14 protein-coding genes are annotated in these 13,589 nt (G+C 72.7%); 11 read left to right on the forward strand and 3 right to left on the reverse strand.

Annotated elements, in window-relative coordinates; genetic code table 11:
• Window positions 1-146 precede the first annotated feature (146 nt).
• Window positions 147-1,091 carry a heme o synthase gene (locus ETD85_RS36865; RefSeq protein WP_138694454.1) on the forward strand — a complete coding sequence of 315 codons (945 nt, stop codon included), beginning with the start codon at window positions 147-149 and terminating at the stop codon, window positions 1,089-1,091.
• Between the two features lie 133 nt (window positions 1,092-1,224).
• Window positions 1,225-2,418 carry a PrsW family intramembrane metalloprotease gene (locus tag ETD85_RS36870; RefSeq protein ID WP_138694455.1) on the forward strand — a complete coding sequence of 398 codons (1,194 nt, stop codon included), beginning with the start codon at window positions 1,225-1,227 and terminating at the stop codon, window positions 2,416-2,418.
• On the opposite strand, the gene ETD85_RS36875 is transcribed toward ETD85_RS36870, so the two are convergent.
• Together ETD85_RS36875 and ETD85_RS36880 are read right to left on the reverse strand one after the other, a co-directional pair.
• Window positions 2,394-3,101 carry a SanA/YdcF family protein gene (locus ETD85_RS36875; RefSeq protein WP_240779666.1) on the reverse strand — a complete coding sequence of 236 codons (708 nt, stop codon included), beginning with the start codon at window positions 3,099-3,101 and terminating at the stop codon, window positions 2,394-2,396. The two genes, ETD85_RS36870 and ETD85_RS36875, sit on opposite strands and share 25 nt — an antisense overlap.
• A gap of 61 nt (window positions 3,102-3,162) precedes the next feature.
• Entirely contained in the window at window positions 3,163-4,152 is a 990-nt protein-coding gene (locus ETD85_RS36880; protein ID WP_138694457.1) for a COX15/CtaA family protein, read from the reverse strand.
• A 123-nt stretch (window positions 4,153-4,275) separates the two neighbouring features.
• On the opposite strand from ETD85_RS36880, the gene ETD85_RS36885 reads away from it, so the two are divergent.
• The 8 genes from ETD85_RS36885 to ETD85_RS36920 are packed head-to-tail and all read left to right on the forward strand — an operon-like array spanning window position 4,276 to window position 11,713.
• Window positions 4,276-5,451 (forward strand): NAD(P)/FAD-dependent oxidoreductase, encoded by a 1,176-nt coding sequence (locus tag ETD85_RS36885; protein ID WP_138694458.1) that lies wholly within the window; start codon window positions 4,276-4,278, stop codon window positions 5,449-5,451.
• Window positions 5,448-5,690, forward strand: a complete 243-nt coding sequence (locus ETD85_RS36890; protein ID WP_138694459.1) for a (2Fe-2S)-binding protein — start codon at window positions 5,448-5,450, stop codon at window positions 5,688-5,690. The genes ETD85_RS36885 and ETD85_RS36890 overlap by 4 nt, the downstream gene beginning before the upstream one ends.
• A complete protein-coding gene (locus ETD85_RS36895; protein ID WP_138694460.1) occupies window positions 5,687-7,111 on the forward strand; it encodes an FAD/NAD(P)-dependent oxidoreductase in 1,425 nt (474 codons plus the stop codon). Before ETD85_RS36890 ends, ETD85_RS36895 begins: the two co-directional genes overlap by 4 nt.
• Window positions 7,112-7,154: 43 nt before the next feature.
• The gene (locus ETD85_RS36900; RefSeq protein ID WP_138694461.1) at window positions 7,155-8,048 is read left to right on the forward strand and encodes a dihydrodipicolinate synthase family protein; all 894 of its coding nucleotides are present in this window, start codon (window positions 7,155-7,157) and stop codon (window positions 8,046-8,048) included.
• Window positions 8,045-9,046: a proline racemase family protein gene (locus ETD85_RS36905; protein ID WP_138694462.1), complete on the forward strand. Its 1,002-nt coding sequence runs from the start codon at window positions 8,045-8,047 to the stop codon at window positions 9,044-9,046. The genes ETD85_RS36900 and ETD85_RS36905 overlap by 4 nt, the downstream gene beginning before the upstream one ends.
• Window positions 9,043-10,026: a proline racemase family protein gene (locus tag ETD85_RS36910; protein WP_240779667.1), complete on the forward strand. Its 984-nt coding sequence runs from the start codon at window positions 9,043-9,045 to the stop codon at window positions 10,024-10,026. The genes ETD85_RS36905 and ETD85_RS36910 overlap by 4 nt, the downstream gene beginning before the upstream one ends.
• Window positions 10,023-11,030 (forward strand): ornithine cyclodeaminase family protein, encoded by a 1,008-nt coding sequence (locus ETD85_RS36915; protein ID WP_138694463.1) that lies wholly within the window; start codon window positions 10,023-10,025, stop codon window positions 11,028-11,030. Before ETD85_RS36910 ends, ETD85_RS36915 begins: the two co-directional genes overlap by 4 nt.
• A 14-nt stretch (window positions 11,031-11,044) precedes the next feature.
• Window positions 11,045-11,713 (forward strand): GntR family transcriptional regulator, encoded by a 669-nt coding sequence (locus ETD85_RS36920; protein WP_138694464.1) that lies wholly within the window; start codon window positions 11,045-11,047, stop codon window positions 11,711-11,713.
• 344 nt (window positions 11,714-12,057) lie between these two features.
• On the opposite strand, the gene ETD85_RS36925 is transcribed toward ETD85_RS36920, so the two are convergent.
• Window positions 12,058-12,978: an EamA family transporter gene (locus ETD85_RS36925; protein ID WP_138694465.1), complete on the reverse strand. Its 921-nt coding sequence runs from the start codon at window positions 12,976-12,978 to the stop codon at window positions 12,058-12,060.
• 119 nt (window positions 12,979-13,097) lie between these two features.
• Here ETD85_RS36925 and ETD85_RS36930 point away from each other — a divergent pair.
• Window positions 13,098-13,589, forward strand: a 492-nt coding sequence (locus ETD85_RS36930) for an MFS transporter (protein WP_138694466.1), incomplete at its 3' end; no start/stop codon positions are given.

Genomic DNA, 13,589 nt, shown 5'->3' on the forward strand with positions numbered 1-13,589 from the left:
TGTCCATGTGTGGCGCAAGCCCCCCATTGGCCGGACCGGCCGCCCCTGCGACTACAGTTTGTTTGTTCGCAGGGGCGTCACGGCGCCCACCCATGGATCCGCTCTATCAGAGGTTACGCGTTGACTCCGCACAGGCTGGAAGCGCCTTGACGGTGCTGACCAACAGGCAGGCCACGGCCCCATCACCGCAGATGGGGGAGCCGCGCTCGATCAGCATGACCGTGAAGGCCTACATCGCGCTCACCAAGCCGCGGATCATCGAGCTGCTGCTGATCACGACGCTGCCGGTGATGTTCCTCGCGGCGGGTGGCCTGCCGCCGCTGTGGACGTCCATTTCGGTCATGGTGTTCGGCACCCTATCGGCGGGCAGCGCCAACGCGCTCAACTGTTACGTCGACCGCGACATCGACCAGAAGATGCGCCGCACCCGCCGCCGGCCCCTGGCCAGGCACCAGGTCTCGCCGCGCGGCGCGCTGATCTTCGGGATCGTGCTCGGGATCCTCTCCACCGCCGGCCTGTGGCTCACCACCAACTGGCTGGCCGCGGTGCTGTCGCTCGCGGCGATCCTGTTCTACGTCCTGGTCTACTCGATGCTGCTCAAGCGGCGCACCGCCCAGAACATCGTGTGGGGCGGCATCGCCGGCTGCATGCCGGTGATGATCGGCTGGGCGGGCATCACCGAGCGGCTCGACTGGGCCCCGCTGGTCCTGTTCGGCGTGGTGTTCTTCTGGACGCCGCCGCACACCTGGACGCTGGCCATGCGCTACAAGGAGGACTACGCGGCGGCCAAGGTGCCGATGCTGCCGGTCGTGGCCACCGAGCGCCGGGTCATCATGGAGTCGATCGCCTACACCTGGGCGACCGTGCTGTGCTCGCTGGCGCTGTGGCCGGTGGCGGGCACCACCCTGTTCTACCCCGCCGTGGCGGCCGTGCTCGGGGTCATGTGCCTGTGGGAGGTCCACCGCCTGCTGGCCCGGCTCAACGCCGGCAAGAGCGGCGTCGACCTGCGGCCCATGCGCTTCTTCCACTGGTCCAACGCCTACCTGGCGCTGCTCTTCCTCGCCGTCGCGATCGACCCGCTGCTCGCCTGACGGCGCCGGCCCACCGCGGAGATGTGCGAAGATGAACGCCCTGCGTGTCCGGACGGTGAGGAGTGGCTACCCGCTTCGCGGGTCCGCGCGGACCGGCACGGACCCCGGCTCCCTGATCCGTTAAAGTCACCCTATGGCGACCCGTGATCCACGCTGGGTGTTGAAGGACCGCCCATCGTTCGCGTTGATCATCGGGCTGGTCCTCACCGGCATCTGCGCTCTCGTCTCCTTCTCCTTCGACGTGCTCAACGGCGCGCCGGTGCAGTTCTTCATCGCGCTCGTGCTGGCCCTGGCGCCGGTGCCGTTGCTGCTCGCGGGGGTGCTGGCGCTCGACAGGATGGAGCCGGAGCCGCGCAGCAACCTGATCTTCGCCTTCGCGTGGGGCGCGGGCATCGCGGTGCTGGCGGCAGGCGTGATCAACTCTCTCAACCTGCACTACATCATCGACACCGCCCGGCTGTCGGAGGCCAGCGCCCGCAACATCGCCGCCACGTTCGGCGCTCCCGTGGTGGAGGAGACGATGAAGGGCCTGGTGCTGCTGGGCCTGCTCAAGTTCCGCAGGGCCGAGCTCGACGGGCCCACCGACGGCATCATCTACGCCAGCATGGTCGGCCTCGGCTTCGCCATGAGCGAGAACGTCAGCTACTACATCGCCGCGCTCAACTCCGAGTCCGGGGTCAAGGGGCTGGCCGTCACGGTGGTGCTGCGCGGCATCCTGTCGCCGCTCGCGCACCCGCTGTTCAGCTCCATGATCGGGGTCGGCGTCGCCTACGCGGCCCAGCGCGGCGGCTCCGAGCGGATCTTCTACATCCTGGCGGGCTGGTCGGGCGCGATGATCCTGCACGGCCTGTGGAACGGCCTGGCCTCCTACGGCGGCTTCCCCGGGCTCGTGGTGGCCTACCTGGCGCTGCTGGTGGTGCTGATCGTGCTGATGGGCGTGGTCTTCAGGGACCGGCGGCGCATCGTCGCGCTCATCCAGGGCTACCTGCCACCTTACGAGCCGACCAAGCTGGTCACGCAGGCCGACATCTACATGCTGTCGGCCTTCGCCAGGCGGCGGCAGGCCAGGCAGTGGGCCAAGCTGCACGGCGGCAAGCGCGGGCTGCGCGCGATGCGCGACTACCAGCTCGCCGCCACCGAGCTGGGCCTGCTGCACGAGCGCGCGGCCCGGCACATGGTCGGCGAGCAGGCCTTCCACGAGGAGCAGCGGGCTCTGCTCGAGTGCATGAGCACCGCCCGCGCGGACTTCCCCGTGCCGACGATCCACGCCAGGTCGGCCCCCAAGGGCAGCCCGCCGCCCGGCTACGCGCCGGGCGCCCCCGGCTGACCCAGGATCCGGGTCAGCGAGACCTCGCGCGGCCCCGGGTAGACCGGGTCGGAGTTCAGGACCATCGAGTCGGCGAACGCCTTGGCGGTGGCGAACAGCTCGCGGGCGGCGTAGACGTAGGTGATCGAGGCCCACCGCCTGGCGGAGTCGTCACCCACCCCGAACGCCTCCAGCCCGGCCGTCCTGCACAGCGTCACGGCCCTCGGCAGGTGGAACTCCTGCGTCACCACGGTGATCCGCTCGGCCCCGAACACCTTGCGCGCCCGCACGCACGAGTCCCACGTGTCGAAGCCGGCGTAGTCCAGCACCATCACCGCGTCGGGCACGCCCTTGCCGCGCAGGTAGTCGCGCATGGCCGTCGGCTCGTCGTAGTCCTTGCGGCTGTTGTCGCCGGAGAGCAGCAGGGCGCGTACCTTGCCCGCGTGGTAGAGGTCGGCGGCGATGTCGAGCCTGCGGGCCAGCATCTGCGTGGGTTGCGTGCCGTACAGGCCCGCGCCCAGGACCAGCGCGGCCTGCGTCACGGGGACGCGCGCCGGCCAGCCGGCGCCCTCGGCCGCCGCCCGGTGCCCGGAGCTGCTGAGCCAGGCCCAGGTCATGGGGGCGAGGGCGAGCACGCTGAGCCCCACCAGACCCTGGTACGTACGGCGTAGCGCCTTACGAGTGGGGCGGACTTTTCCCAGCAAATCGCACACCTCTGCGGTGGGGGAGTGGCGGACCTAGCACCCCATACCCTGGCATATCCCCTCAGACGGCGGCGGCCGCTTCGGCGGGGGAGTGGCCGGCGGCCGGGACCGGCTCGGGGGTCCGCGTGCGCAGCGAGGTGACCACCCTGAGCGTGGCGATCCACACCAGCGTGGAGCCGAGCACGTGCACGAGCACGAGCAGCGCGGGCACGGCCAGGAAGTACTGGGTGTAGCCGATCACGCCCTGCGCCAGCTCCACCGCGAACAGCCCCAGCGCCGCGCGCCTGGCGGCCCTGGGCGCGTTGCTCACGTGCAGCGCCAGCAGCAGCGCGAACGTCAGCCCGACCACGATGTAGACGACGTCGGCGTGCAGCCGCGCCACGGCCTCGATGTCCAGGTCGAAGCGCGAGGCCATCACGTCGCCGGAGTGCGGGCCCGTGCCGCTGACCACCACGCCGGCCACCAGCAGCACGAACACCGCCGCGAGCAGGACGTAGGCCACCCTGCGGACATCGCGGTGGACCACCCGCCGGGCGGGGCCGTCACCCTCGCCGGAGCGCGCGTAGAGCATCCAGCAGGCGGCGATCAGGCCGGTGGAGATCAGGAAGTGCATGCCGACCGTGAACGGGTTGAGCATCGTGTTGACCACCAGCCCGCCCCACAGGGCCTGGACCACGATCCCGGCCGGCTGCAGCAGGGCCAGCCAGAGCAGGGAGCGCCTGCGCGGCGCCAGGCGCAGCACCGCGAGCACGCACGCGGCCCCCACCGCCAGCACCAGGAAGGTCAGCAGCCGGTTGCCGAACTCGACGAACATGTTGATCATCGAGACCTCGGGATGCGGAACCGGCAGGAAGCTGTCCGGCGTGCACTTCGGCCAGGTCGGGCAGCCGAGCCCGGAACCGGTGACGCGCACGCCCGCGCCCGTCACCGCGATGCCCGCGTTGACCACCACCGACGCCATCGCCCAGCCGCGCATCGACCGCGCGGTCGGCGCCCAGAAGGACAGCAGAAAGCGCACGAAAGGGTTGGCGCGGTCCGTGGATAGCTTCACGTCATCGATGGTAAGGGCCTGGTAGTCCGGTCCGCCCACCGGGAACCGGCTCTCGTCCCAGCCCGTGGGAACGGACTTCTCAAGTAGCGAGGTATGTGACATATTACTGAGTGGGAGGTGTTGATGTCCGACGTGATCGTCGTCGGCGGGGGGGTGGTGGGGGCGGCCTGCGCCTACTACGCCGCGCGTGCGGGACTGGACGTGACCGTGGTCGACCGCGGGCCGGTGGCGGGCGGGACCACGGGCTCCGGTGAAGGCAACGTGCTGGTGTCCGACAAGGAGCCGGGCCCCGAGCTCGACCTGGCCGTGCTGTCGAACCGGCTGTGGCGCTCGCTGGCCGGCCCGAGCGGCTCGTCGCCTGACGGCTCCACGGGTGGCGGGGGGTTCGAGTTCGAGGCCAAGGGCGGGCTGGTCGTCGCGGAGACCGACGAGGTCCGGCGGGTGCTGGCCGAGCTGGCCGCCAAGCAGGGGGTGGAGCACACCCTCGTGGCCGCCGAGTCCCTGCGCGACTACGAGCCGCACCTGGCGGGCGACCTGGCCGGCGGCGTCTACTACCCGCAGGACGCCCAGGTGCAGCCCATGCTGGCCGCCGCGCGCCTGCTCAGGCACGGCGCCGACAGCTTCGGCCACGGCACGCTGCGCCTGCGGCTCGGGGCCGAGGTGACCGGGTTCACCCGCTCGGGAGAGCGGGTGACGGGCGTACGCACCTCGCACGGCGACATACGCGGCGACGCGGTGATCAACGCGGCGGGCACCTGGGGCGGCGAGGTGGCCGCGCTGGCCGGCGTGCACCTGCCGATCCTGCCCAGGCGCGGCTTCATCCTCGTCACGGAGCCCCTCGCCGAGCCGCTGATCCGGCACAAGGTCTACACCGCCGCCTACGTGACGAACGTCGCCAGCGACTCGGCCGGCCTGGAGACCTCGGCCGTCGTGGAGGGCACCCCGGCGGGGACCGTGCTCATCGGGGCCAGCAGGGAGCGGGTCGGCTTCGACCGGACGACCTCCGTCCCCGTGCTCGCCCGGCTGGCCGAGCAGGCGGTCGCGCTCTTCCCCGCGCTGCGGGACGTGCGGGCCATCCGGTCCTACTGCGGCTTCCGCCCGTACTGCCCCGACCACCTGCCCGTCATCGGCGCCGATCCGCGCCTGCCGGGCCTGTACCACGCCTGCGGTCACGAAGGGGCGGGCATCGGGCTCGCGCCGGCCACCGGTCACCTGCTCGCCCAGGTGCTCACCGGGGCCGAGCCCGACCTGGACCTGAGTCCCTTCCGCCCGGACCGCTTCGCAGAGGAGTCGCTGTGACGTTCCACATCACGATCGACGGCCGGTCCGTGCCGGTCGTGCCAGGACAGACGATCGGCGCGGCACTGCACGCGGCCGGGGTGCGGTCATGGCGCACCACCCGGTTCGGCGGGCGGCCGCGCGGGCTGTTCTGCGGGATCGGGGTCTGCTTCGACTGCCTGATCTCCGTCAACGGGCGGGCTCCTGAACGGGCCTGCCTGATCGAGGCGGCTCCCGGCGACGAGGTGACGACGTCATGACGTACGACCTGGTGGTGGTGGGCGGCGGCCCCGCCGGAGTGGCGGGCGCGCTGACGGCGGCGCAGGCCGGGTTGCGCGTGGCCCTCGTCGACTCGGCGGCCCGGCTCGGCGGCCAGTACTTCCGCCATGCCGCACCCTCCGGGCCCGCGACCGGGCATGAGGCGGCGCCGGGGCTCGACCGGTTCCTGCGGCAGGCGCGGGCGCTCGGCGAGCGGGCCGACCTGCTGCTGCGGCACCAGGTGTGGAGCGTCGCGCGCGAGCCTGACGGCGATCTCGTCGTGCACTGCGTGACGCGGGACCCGGGCGCGCCGCAGGAGCGGCCCGTCACCGTGCGGGCGCGGCGGCTGCTGATCGCCACCGGCGCGCACGACCGGCCGCTGCCCTTCCCCGGCTGGGACCTGCCCGGCGTGCTCACGGCGGGCGGCGCCCAGGCGCTGCTCAAGGGCAACGGCGTGGTGGCGGGCCGGCGGATCGTGATCTCCGGCACCGGGCCCTTCCTGCTGCCCGTGGCGACCGGGCTGGCCGGGGCGGGCGCCAGGGTGCTGGGCGTGCTCGAGGCCAACGGCGGGCTCGGGCTGGCCAGGCATCCGCTGCTGGCCCTGGGCAAGGCCGGGGAGGCGGCCGGGTACGCGGCGAGCCTGGCCCGGCATCGGGTGCCGTACCGGACGCGCCGGGCCGTGATTGCGGCGCACGGCGAGCACGAGGTGGAGGCCGTCACCGTGGCCCGCCTCGACCAGGACTGGAACGTTCTCGCCACCCGCGTCGTCAAGTGCGACACCGTGGCCACGGGCTTCGGGTTCCTGCCCCAGATCGAGCTGGGCGTGCAACTCGGCTGCGAGACCCGGCGGGACGTGGACGGCAGCCCCGTCCTGAACGCCGGCGGCGACCAGCGCACCACCGTTCCCGGGGTCTGGGCCGCGGGCGAGCCCACCGGGGTGGGCGGATGGCGGCTCTCCGAGCTCGAAGGCCGGATCGCCGGCCTGTCCATCGCGGCCGACGCCCGTGTCGACGGTGCCGGCCGGTCCGGCGGGATCGCCGGGGTGCTGGTGCGCCGGCGGGAGCGGTGGCAGGCGTTCGGCGCGGCGTTGCAGCGGGCGTACCCCGTCCGGCCCGGCTGGCAGGGGTGGCTGCGCGACGACACGCTGGTGTGCCGGTGCGAGGAGGTGCCGCTGGAGCGCGTACGCGAGGCGCAGCGCCTCGGCGCGACCGACGCGCGCGCCGTCAAGCTGCTGGCCAGGCCCGGCATGGGCTGGTGCCAGGGCCGGATCTGCGGCTATGCCGTCTCCTGCCTGGCCGGGGAGCGGCCGCAGCCGCCCCGCCGCCCGATCGCCCAGCCCGTCACGCTCGGCGCCCTCAGCACGCTGGGCGGCGAGCGCCAGGGCCCAGCCGGCGACGGAGCCGGCGGGCTCCCCAAGACCTGAGCTCCTGACCACTCACCCGGACCCCCTCACACGGAGGACATCAATGGACAACCGCAGCAAGCCCTGGCACGGCGTCATGGTCGCCACCGCGCTGCCCCTGCACGACGACCTGTCGGTCGACTTCGACGGCTACGCAGCGCACTGCCGCTGGCTGGTCGAGAACGGCTGCGACGGCGTCGTGCCGAACGGCTCGCTCGGCGAGTACCAGACGCTCACCCCGCAGGAGCGGACCAAGGTGATCGAGACCGCGGTCGAGGCCGTCGGCGGCGCTCGCGTGATGGCGGGCGCGGGAGCGTACGGAGCGGCCGAGTCCCGCCGCTGGGCCGAGCAGGCGGGCGCATTGGGCTGCGGCTCGGTGCTGCTGCTGCCGCCGAACTCCTACCGCGCCGACGAGCGGGCCGTGATCGAGCACTACCGCGAGGTCGCCAAGGCCGGCGTGCCGGTCGTGGCCTACAACAACCCGTTCGACACCAAGGTGGACCTGACGCCCGCGCTGCTGGCCAAGCTGCACGAGGAGGGGCTCATCGTGGCGGTCAAGGAGTTCACCGGGGACGTACGCCGGGCGTACGAGCTGGCCGAGCTGGCCCCCGAGCTCGACCTGCTGGTCGGCTCCGACGACGTGCTGCTCGAACTGGGCGTGGCCGGAGCGGTAGGCTGGGTGGCCGGCTACCCCAACGCGCTGCCCGCCGCGAGCGTCGCCCTCTACCGAGCCGCGCTCGCCGGCGACCTGGACACCGCGCTGCCCCTCTACCGCAAGCTGCACCCGCTGCTGCGCTGGGACTCCAAGACCGAGTTCGTCCAGGCCATCAAGCTGTCGATGGACCTGGCGGGGCGGCACGGCGGGCCGTGCAGGCAGCCCAGGCTGCCGCTGGCCGGAGAGCAGGCCGCCGTCGTGCGCGCCGCGACCGAGAAGGCACTGGCAGAAGGGCTGCGATGAGGACCAAGCGCGTTTTCCACGCCGTCGACTCCCACACCGAGGGCATGCCCACCCGCGTGATCACCGGCGGGGTGGGCGTGATCCCCGGGGGGAGCATGGCCGAGCGGCGCGTCTACTTCCGCGACCACCTCGACGACATCCGCACCCTGCTGATGACCGAGCCGCGCGGCCACGCCGCCATGAGCGGCGCCATCCTGCAGCCGCCCACCAGGCCGGACGCGGACTGGGGCGTGCTGTTCATCGAGGTGTCGGGGCTGCTGCCGATGTGCGGGCACGGCACCATCGGCGTGGCCACCGTGCTCGTGGAGACCGGCATGGTGGAGGTCGTCGAACCGGTCACCACCCTGCGCCTGGAGGTTCCGGCCGGGCTGGTCGAGGTCGACGTGGCCGTCGAGGACGGGGCCGCCACCTCGGTGACCCTGCGCAACGTGCCCTCCTACTGCGACAGGCTGGACGCCAAGGTGCGGGTGCCCGGGTTCGGGGAGATCCCGTACGACCTGGCCTACGGCGGCAACTTCTACGCGATCGTGCACCTCGACCACTACGGCCTGCCCTTCGACCGCAAGGCCAAGAACGAGATCATCGCCGCCGGGCTGGCCACCATGGAGGCGATCAACGCCTCCGACGAGCCCGTGCACCGCGAGGACGACCGCATCAGGGGCTGCCACCACGTCTACTTCGCCGCCCCCGGCTCCGACGCGCACCACTCGCGGCACGCCATGGCCATCCACCCCGGCTGGTTCGACCGCTCGCCCTGCGGCACCGGCACCAGCGCCCGCATGGCCCAGCTGCACGCCCGCGGCGAGCTGCCGCTCGGCAGGGACTTCGTCAACGAGTCGTTCATCGGCACCAGCTTCACCGGCCGGCTCCTGGAGGAGACCACCGTGGGCGGCGCCGTCGCGGTCGTCCCGTCCATCACCGGCCGCGCCTGGATCACCGGCACCGCTCAGTACTTCCTCGACCCGCGCGACCCGTTCCCCGCCGGATTCGAGTTGTGAGCGGGCGGGTGATCACCACCGTCGACTACCACACCGGCGGCGAGCCGTTCCGCATCGTGACGGGCGGCGTGCCCGAGGTTCCCGGCGCCGACGTGCTGTCGCGCCGGGCGTACGCCGCCGCGTCCGCCGAGTTCGACGACGTGCGGCGGCTGCTGTGCCACGAGCCGCGCGGGCACGCCGACATGTACGGCTGCTTCCTCGTCCCGCCGGACGACCCGGGCGCCCGGCTGGGTGCGCTGTTCTGGCACAAGGACGGCTTCTCCACCGCGTGCGGCCACGGCACGATCGCGCTGGGCGCGTACGCGGTGCACGAAGGGCTGGTCGAGGCGGACCCGGACGGCGAGACGGACGTGGTCGTCGACGTGCCGTCCGGCCGGGTCAGAGCGCGGGTGCGCTGCGCGGGCGGGCGGGTGCAGGCGGTGACGTTCGTGAGCGTCCCGTCCTACGTGATCGCCCGGGACGTGGTCGCCGCCGGGACCAAGGTGGACATCTCGTACGGTGGCGCGATCTACGCGTCGATGCCCGCGGGCGCGCTGGGGCTGTCGGTGGCGCCGCAGCACCTGGGCGCGCTGATCGAGCACGCCCGGCGGGTCAAGGCCGACCTGGCCGGGCACCCCGCTTCCCGCCACCCTTCCGACGACCGGCTGTCCGGCGTCTACGGGGTGATCTTCTACGACGAGCTGCCGGAGGAGTCGGGCGTGGCGCACCAGCGCAACGTGACCGTGTTCGCCGACGGCGAGGTGGACCGCTCGCCCTGCGGGTCGGGCACGGCCGCCCGGCTGGCGCTGCTGCACGACTCGGGGCTGCGCGGCGCGCTGCTCCACAGCAGCATCGTGGGCAGCTCCTTCCTCGCCCGCGTGACCGGCCAGGTGGCGGAAGGGGTCGTCCCGGAGATCGAGGGCATGGCCTACCGGACCGGCAGGCACGCCTTCGAGCTCGATCCTGAGGATCCGATCGGTTTGGGGTTCACGCTGCGATGACCGCTCTGCCATATCTCGACGCGGGGACGCTGGAGCGGCTGGTGCCGGTCGGGCGGGCCGTACAGATCCTTGAGGACGCCCTTCGCGCCGGGCTCGACCCGGAGCGGACGCCGCAGCGGCCGATCGTGGACCTGCCCGCCGGGCAGCTCCTGCTGATGCCCGCCGCGGCCGGCCGGTACGCCGGGGTGAAGGCCGTCACCATCGCCCCGGGCAACCCCGATCGGGGGCTGCCCCGGATCCAGGGGACGTACCTGCTGCTCGACGGCGACACCCTGGCGCCGCTCGCGGCGATGGACGGGATCGCGCTCACCTCGCTGCGCACGCCCGCCGTCTCCGCGCTCGCCGTCCGGCACCTGGCGGAGCCGGGGGCCAGGCGGCTGGTGGTGTTCGGGAGCGGGCCGCAGGCGTGGGGGCACGTGCTGGCCCTGCGCGCGGTGCGGCCCGTGGAGGAGGTGAGCGTGGTCGGGCGGGACGCGGACCGCGCCGAGGCGCTCGCCGGCCGGTGCCGCGAGCTCGGCCTCACCGCCCGCGCCCTGACCGCGCGGCCCGCGCGGCCTGCCGTCCTGGATGAGGTCGCAGAAGAGGTCCCAGAAGAGGTCACAGAAGAGGTCACAGAAGAGGTCGCGGAGGCGGTGGCGGCGGCGGATCTCATCGCCTGCTGCACGACCGCCAGACGCCCGCTGTTCCCCGGTAAGCTCGCCCGCGACGGCGCCACCGTCGTCGCGGTCGGCTCGCACGAGCCCGGCGCCCGCGAGCTCGACGGCGACCTCGTCGCCCGCGCCACCGTGGTCGTCGAGGCCAGGGCGGCCGCCCTGGAGGAGGCGGGGGATGTGATCATCCCGATCTCCCGAGGTACGATCGCGACTGGTCATCTCGCCGGTAACCTCGCCGAGCTGATCGCCGGAGGAGCGGTCACCGGTCCGGGGCCGCGCGTGTTCAAGAGCACGGGCATGGCGTGGGAGGACCTCGTGGTCGCGGCTGCCGCTTACGAGGCGTGGGTATAGGAAGGGATGGGCGGATGGCTGCCGATGACCGGCTCGACCTGCCGATGGTGGGGGAGCGGCAGAGCCTGCGCGAGCAGGTCGCGCACGCGCTGCGCGCCGCGCTGATCACCGGTGAGATGCGCCCCGGCGTGGTCTATTCCGCACCGGTGCTGGCCGCGCAGTTCGGGGTCTCCGCGACGCCCGTCCGCGAGGCCATGCTCGACCTGGCCAAGGAGGGCCTGGTCGAGGCGGTGCGCAACAAGGGCTTCAGGGTGACCGAGCTGTCCGACCGCGACCTCGACGAGCTCACCGAGATCCGCCAGCTCATCGAGGTGCCCACCGTGGCGCGGCTGGCCGACAGCTCGCGGGCGGAGGAGTTCGAGCGGCTCAGGCCCGTCGCCGAGGAGATCGTGGCGGCCAGCGAGCGCGGCGACCTGCTCGCGTACGTGGACGCCGACCTGCGCTTCCACGTCGAGCTGCTGGCGCTGTCCGGCAACGTGCACCTGGTCGAGGTGGTGCGCGACCTGCGTAACCGGGCCAGGCTCTACGGCCTGTCCCAGCTGTCGGAGCGCGGCACCCTGAGCGGTTCGGCCAGGGAGCACCTCGAGCTGCTCGACGCGCTCAAGAGCGGCGACTCCGAGGCCGTCGGACAGCTCATGGCGAAGCACATCGGCCACGTACGCGGCATTTGGGCCGAGCACTAAATTCTGACATTTAGGGATCGCGCACGCGCCGGGGGAGGTACCCTCGACTCGGGCCGACCGGACGGCGCCACGCGCGACGGTCCGCCTTCCTGATCCTCATCGGATCGACCCTGCCGCCCCCGGGCCCACCCGGCTCCGGAGGCCGGCATCAGCCTGGTCAAGCGGACCCCCGCATTCCGCTGACCTTCCGCGGGCTCGGCACACCCCGCCCACCGAGCCGAGCCCCCCGCCGCGCGCCCGAGACCCCATCCCACGGGCGCGCGGCGGTCCGCCAGGCGGGCTCCCCGCGCTTACTGCCCGCGTCCACTTCCGGCGTCTACTTCCTGGGGCCCACTTCCTGGGGCCTACTTCCTGCGCTTCGACACCCGGGTCGAGCCCAGGCTCGCGGCCACGATGCAGATGATCGCCGCCCACTGCTGCACGTGCAGGAACTCGCTCAGTACCAGCACCCCGATCAGCGCCGCCACGGCCGGCTCCAGGCTCATGAGGATGCCGAACACCTGCTTGGGCATCCGCCGCAGCGCCTGCAGCTCCAGCGAGTACGGGATCACCGACGACAGCAGCCCCACGCCCAGCCCGATGAGCAGCAGCTCCGGCTGCCACAGCTCCGCTCCGCCGGTCGTGATGCCGATGGGAGCGATCACCACGGCGGACACGATCATCGCGAACGACAGCCCGGTCGTGCCCGGGAAGCGCTGCCCCGCCGCCGCGGACAGCAGGATGTAACCGGCCCAGCAGGCCCCCGCCACCATCGCGAACGCGATGCCGGCCCAGTTCACCGACGCCGACTGCCCCCAGGGCGCGAGCAGCACCACGCCCGCCCCGGCCAGCCCGACCCACAACAGGTCGATGCGCCGCCTGGAGGCCGCCACGGCCACCCCCAGCGGTCCCAGGAACTCGATGGCCACCGCGATCCCCATCGGCAGCCGGGCCAGGGCCTCGTAGAAGACCAGGTTCATGACCGCGAGGGTGACGCCGAAGCCGATCCCCACCGCCCAGTCACGCCAGGCCAGCCCCTTCAGCCGTGGCCGGACCAGCGAGCCCATGATCAGCGCGCCGGCCGCGATGCGCAGGAACACCACCGCGCTCGGCGGCAGCGCCGCGAACAGCTCCTTGGCGAAACCCGCGCCGAGCTGCACCGAGACGATGGCCAGCAGCACGAGCCCCGAGGGCGGGATCGAGTCGGCGGCCGTCCGCAGCAGGCTGCCCGGCCTGGGCAGGCCGGAGCCGCGGTCAAAGGGGTCATCAAGGGCGAAGGCGGTCACGGGACTCCTCAAGAGAACGAGGGCAACCGTCAGAGCCTACTCAAGCCGGGCGACATGTCCCCATTTAAGGTGTGTTTATTGTTGACCGTATCTTTGCTGGCCGACCAAGTAATGGACATATGAACACCCCCGCGCCTCCCCTGATCCTCACCCGCCCGCCGAGGACCCTGTCCCTGGCCGCCGCCATCAGCAGCTTCGACCGCTTCGCGGTGAGCCCGATGCTGGTGGTGATCTCGACGGACTTGGGGGTCTCGCTCTCGGCCTCCGTCGCCGTCGCCAGCGGCTACTACCTGGCGTACGGGCTGACGCAGCCGCTGTGGGGCGTGCTGTCCGACCGGTTCGGGCGGGTCCGGGTGATGCGCGGGGCGCTGCTCGGCGCGGCACTGGCCGGGGTGGTCTCCGCGCTGATGCCGGTGCTCGGGGCGCTGGTGGTGGCCAGGATCGTGACCGGCGCGTGCTTCGGCGCGATCATCCCCACCGGCCTGACGTACGTGGGCGACACCGTGCACACCTCGGTGCGCCAGCGCGCGCTGACGGACCTCATGGGCGCCGCCGCCCTCGGCACGGCCGCGGCCACGGGGCTGGGCGGGGTGGTGGCGGGGCTGGTGGAC

It is taken from the genome of Nonomuraea zeae (assembly GCF_005889725.1).
In the GTDB taxonomy this organism is placed as follows: Bacteria; Actinomycetota; Actinomycetes; order Streptosporangiales; family Streptosporangiaceae; genus Nonomuraea; species Nonomuraea zeae.

Bases quoted from the DNA above. Each gene is read 5' to 3' on its own strand.
- ETD85_RS36870 (WP_138694455.1), top strand. From the start codon at position 1,225: ATGGCGACCCGTGATCCACGCTGGGTGTTGAAGGACCGCCCATCGTTC.
- ETD85_RS36885 (WP_138694458.1), top strand. From the start codon at position 4,276: ATGTCCGACGTGATCGTCGTCGGCGGGGGGGTGGTGGGGGCGGCCTGC.
- ETD85_RS36895 (WP_138694460.1), top strand. From the start codon at position 5,687: ATGACGTACGACCTGGTGGTGGTGGGCGGCGGCCCCGCCGGAGTGGCG.
- ETD85_RS36900 (WP_138694461.1), top strand. From the start codon at position 7,155: ATGGACAACCGCAGCAAGCCCTGGCACGGCGTCATGGTCGCCACCGCG.
- ETD85_RS36905 (WP_138694462.1), top strand. From the start codon at position 8,045: ATGAGGACCAAGCGCGTTTTCCACGCCGTCGACTCCCACACCGAGGGC.
- ETD85_RS36915 (WP_138694463.1), top strand. From the start codon at position 10,023: ATGACCGCTCTGCCATATCTCGACGCGGGGACGCTGGAGCGGCTGGTG.
- ETD85_RS36920 (WP_138694464.1), top strand. From the start codon at position 11,045: ATGGCTGCCGATGACCGGCTCGACCTGCCGATGGTGGGGGAGCGGCAG.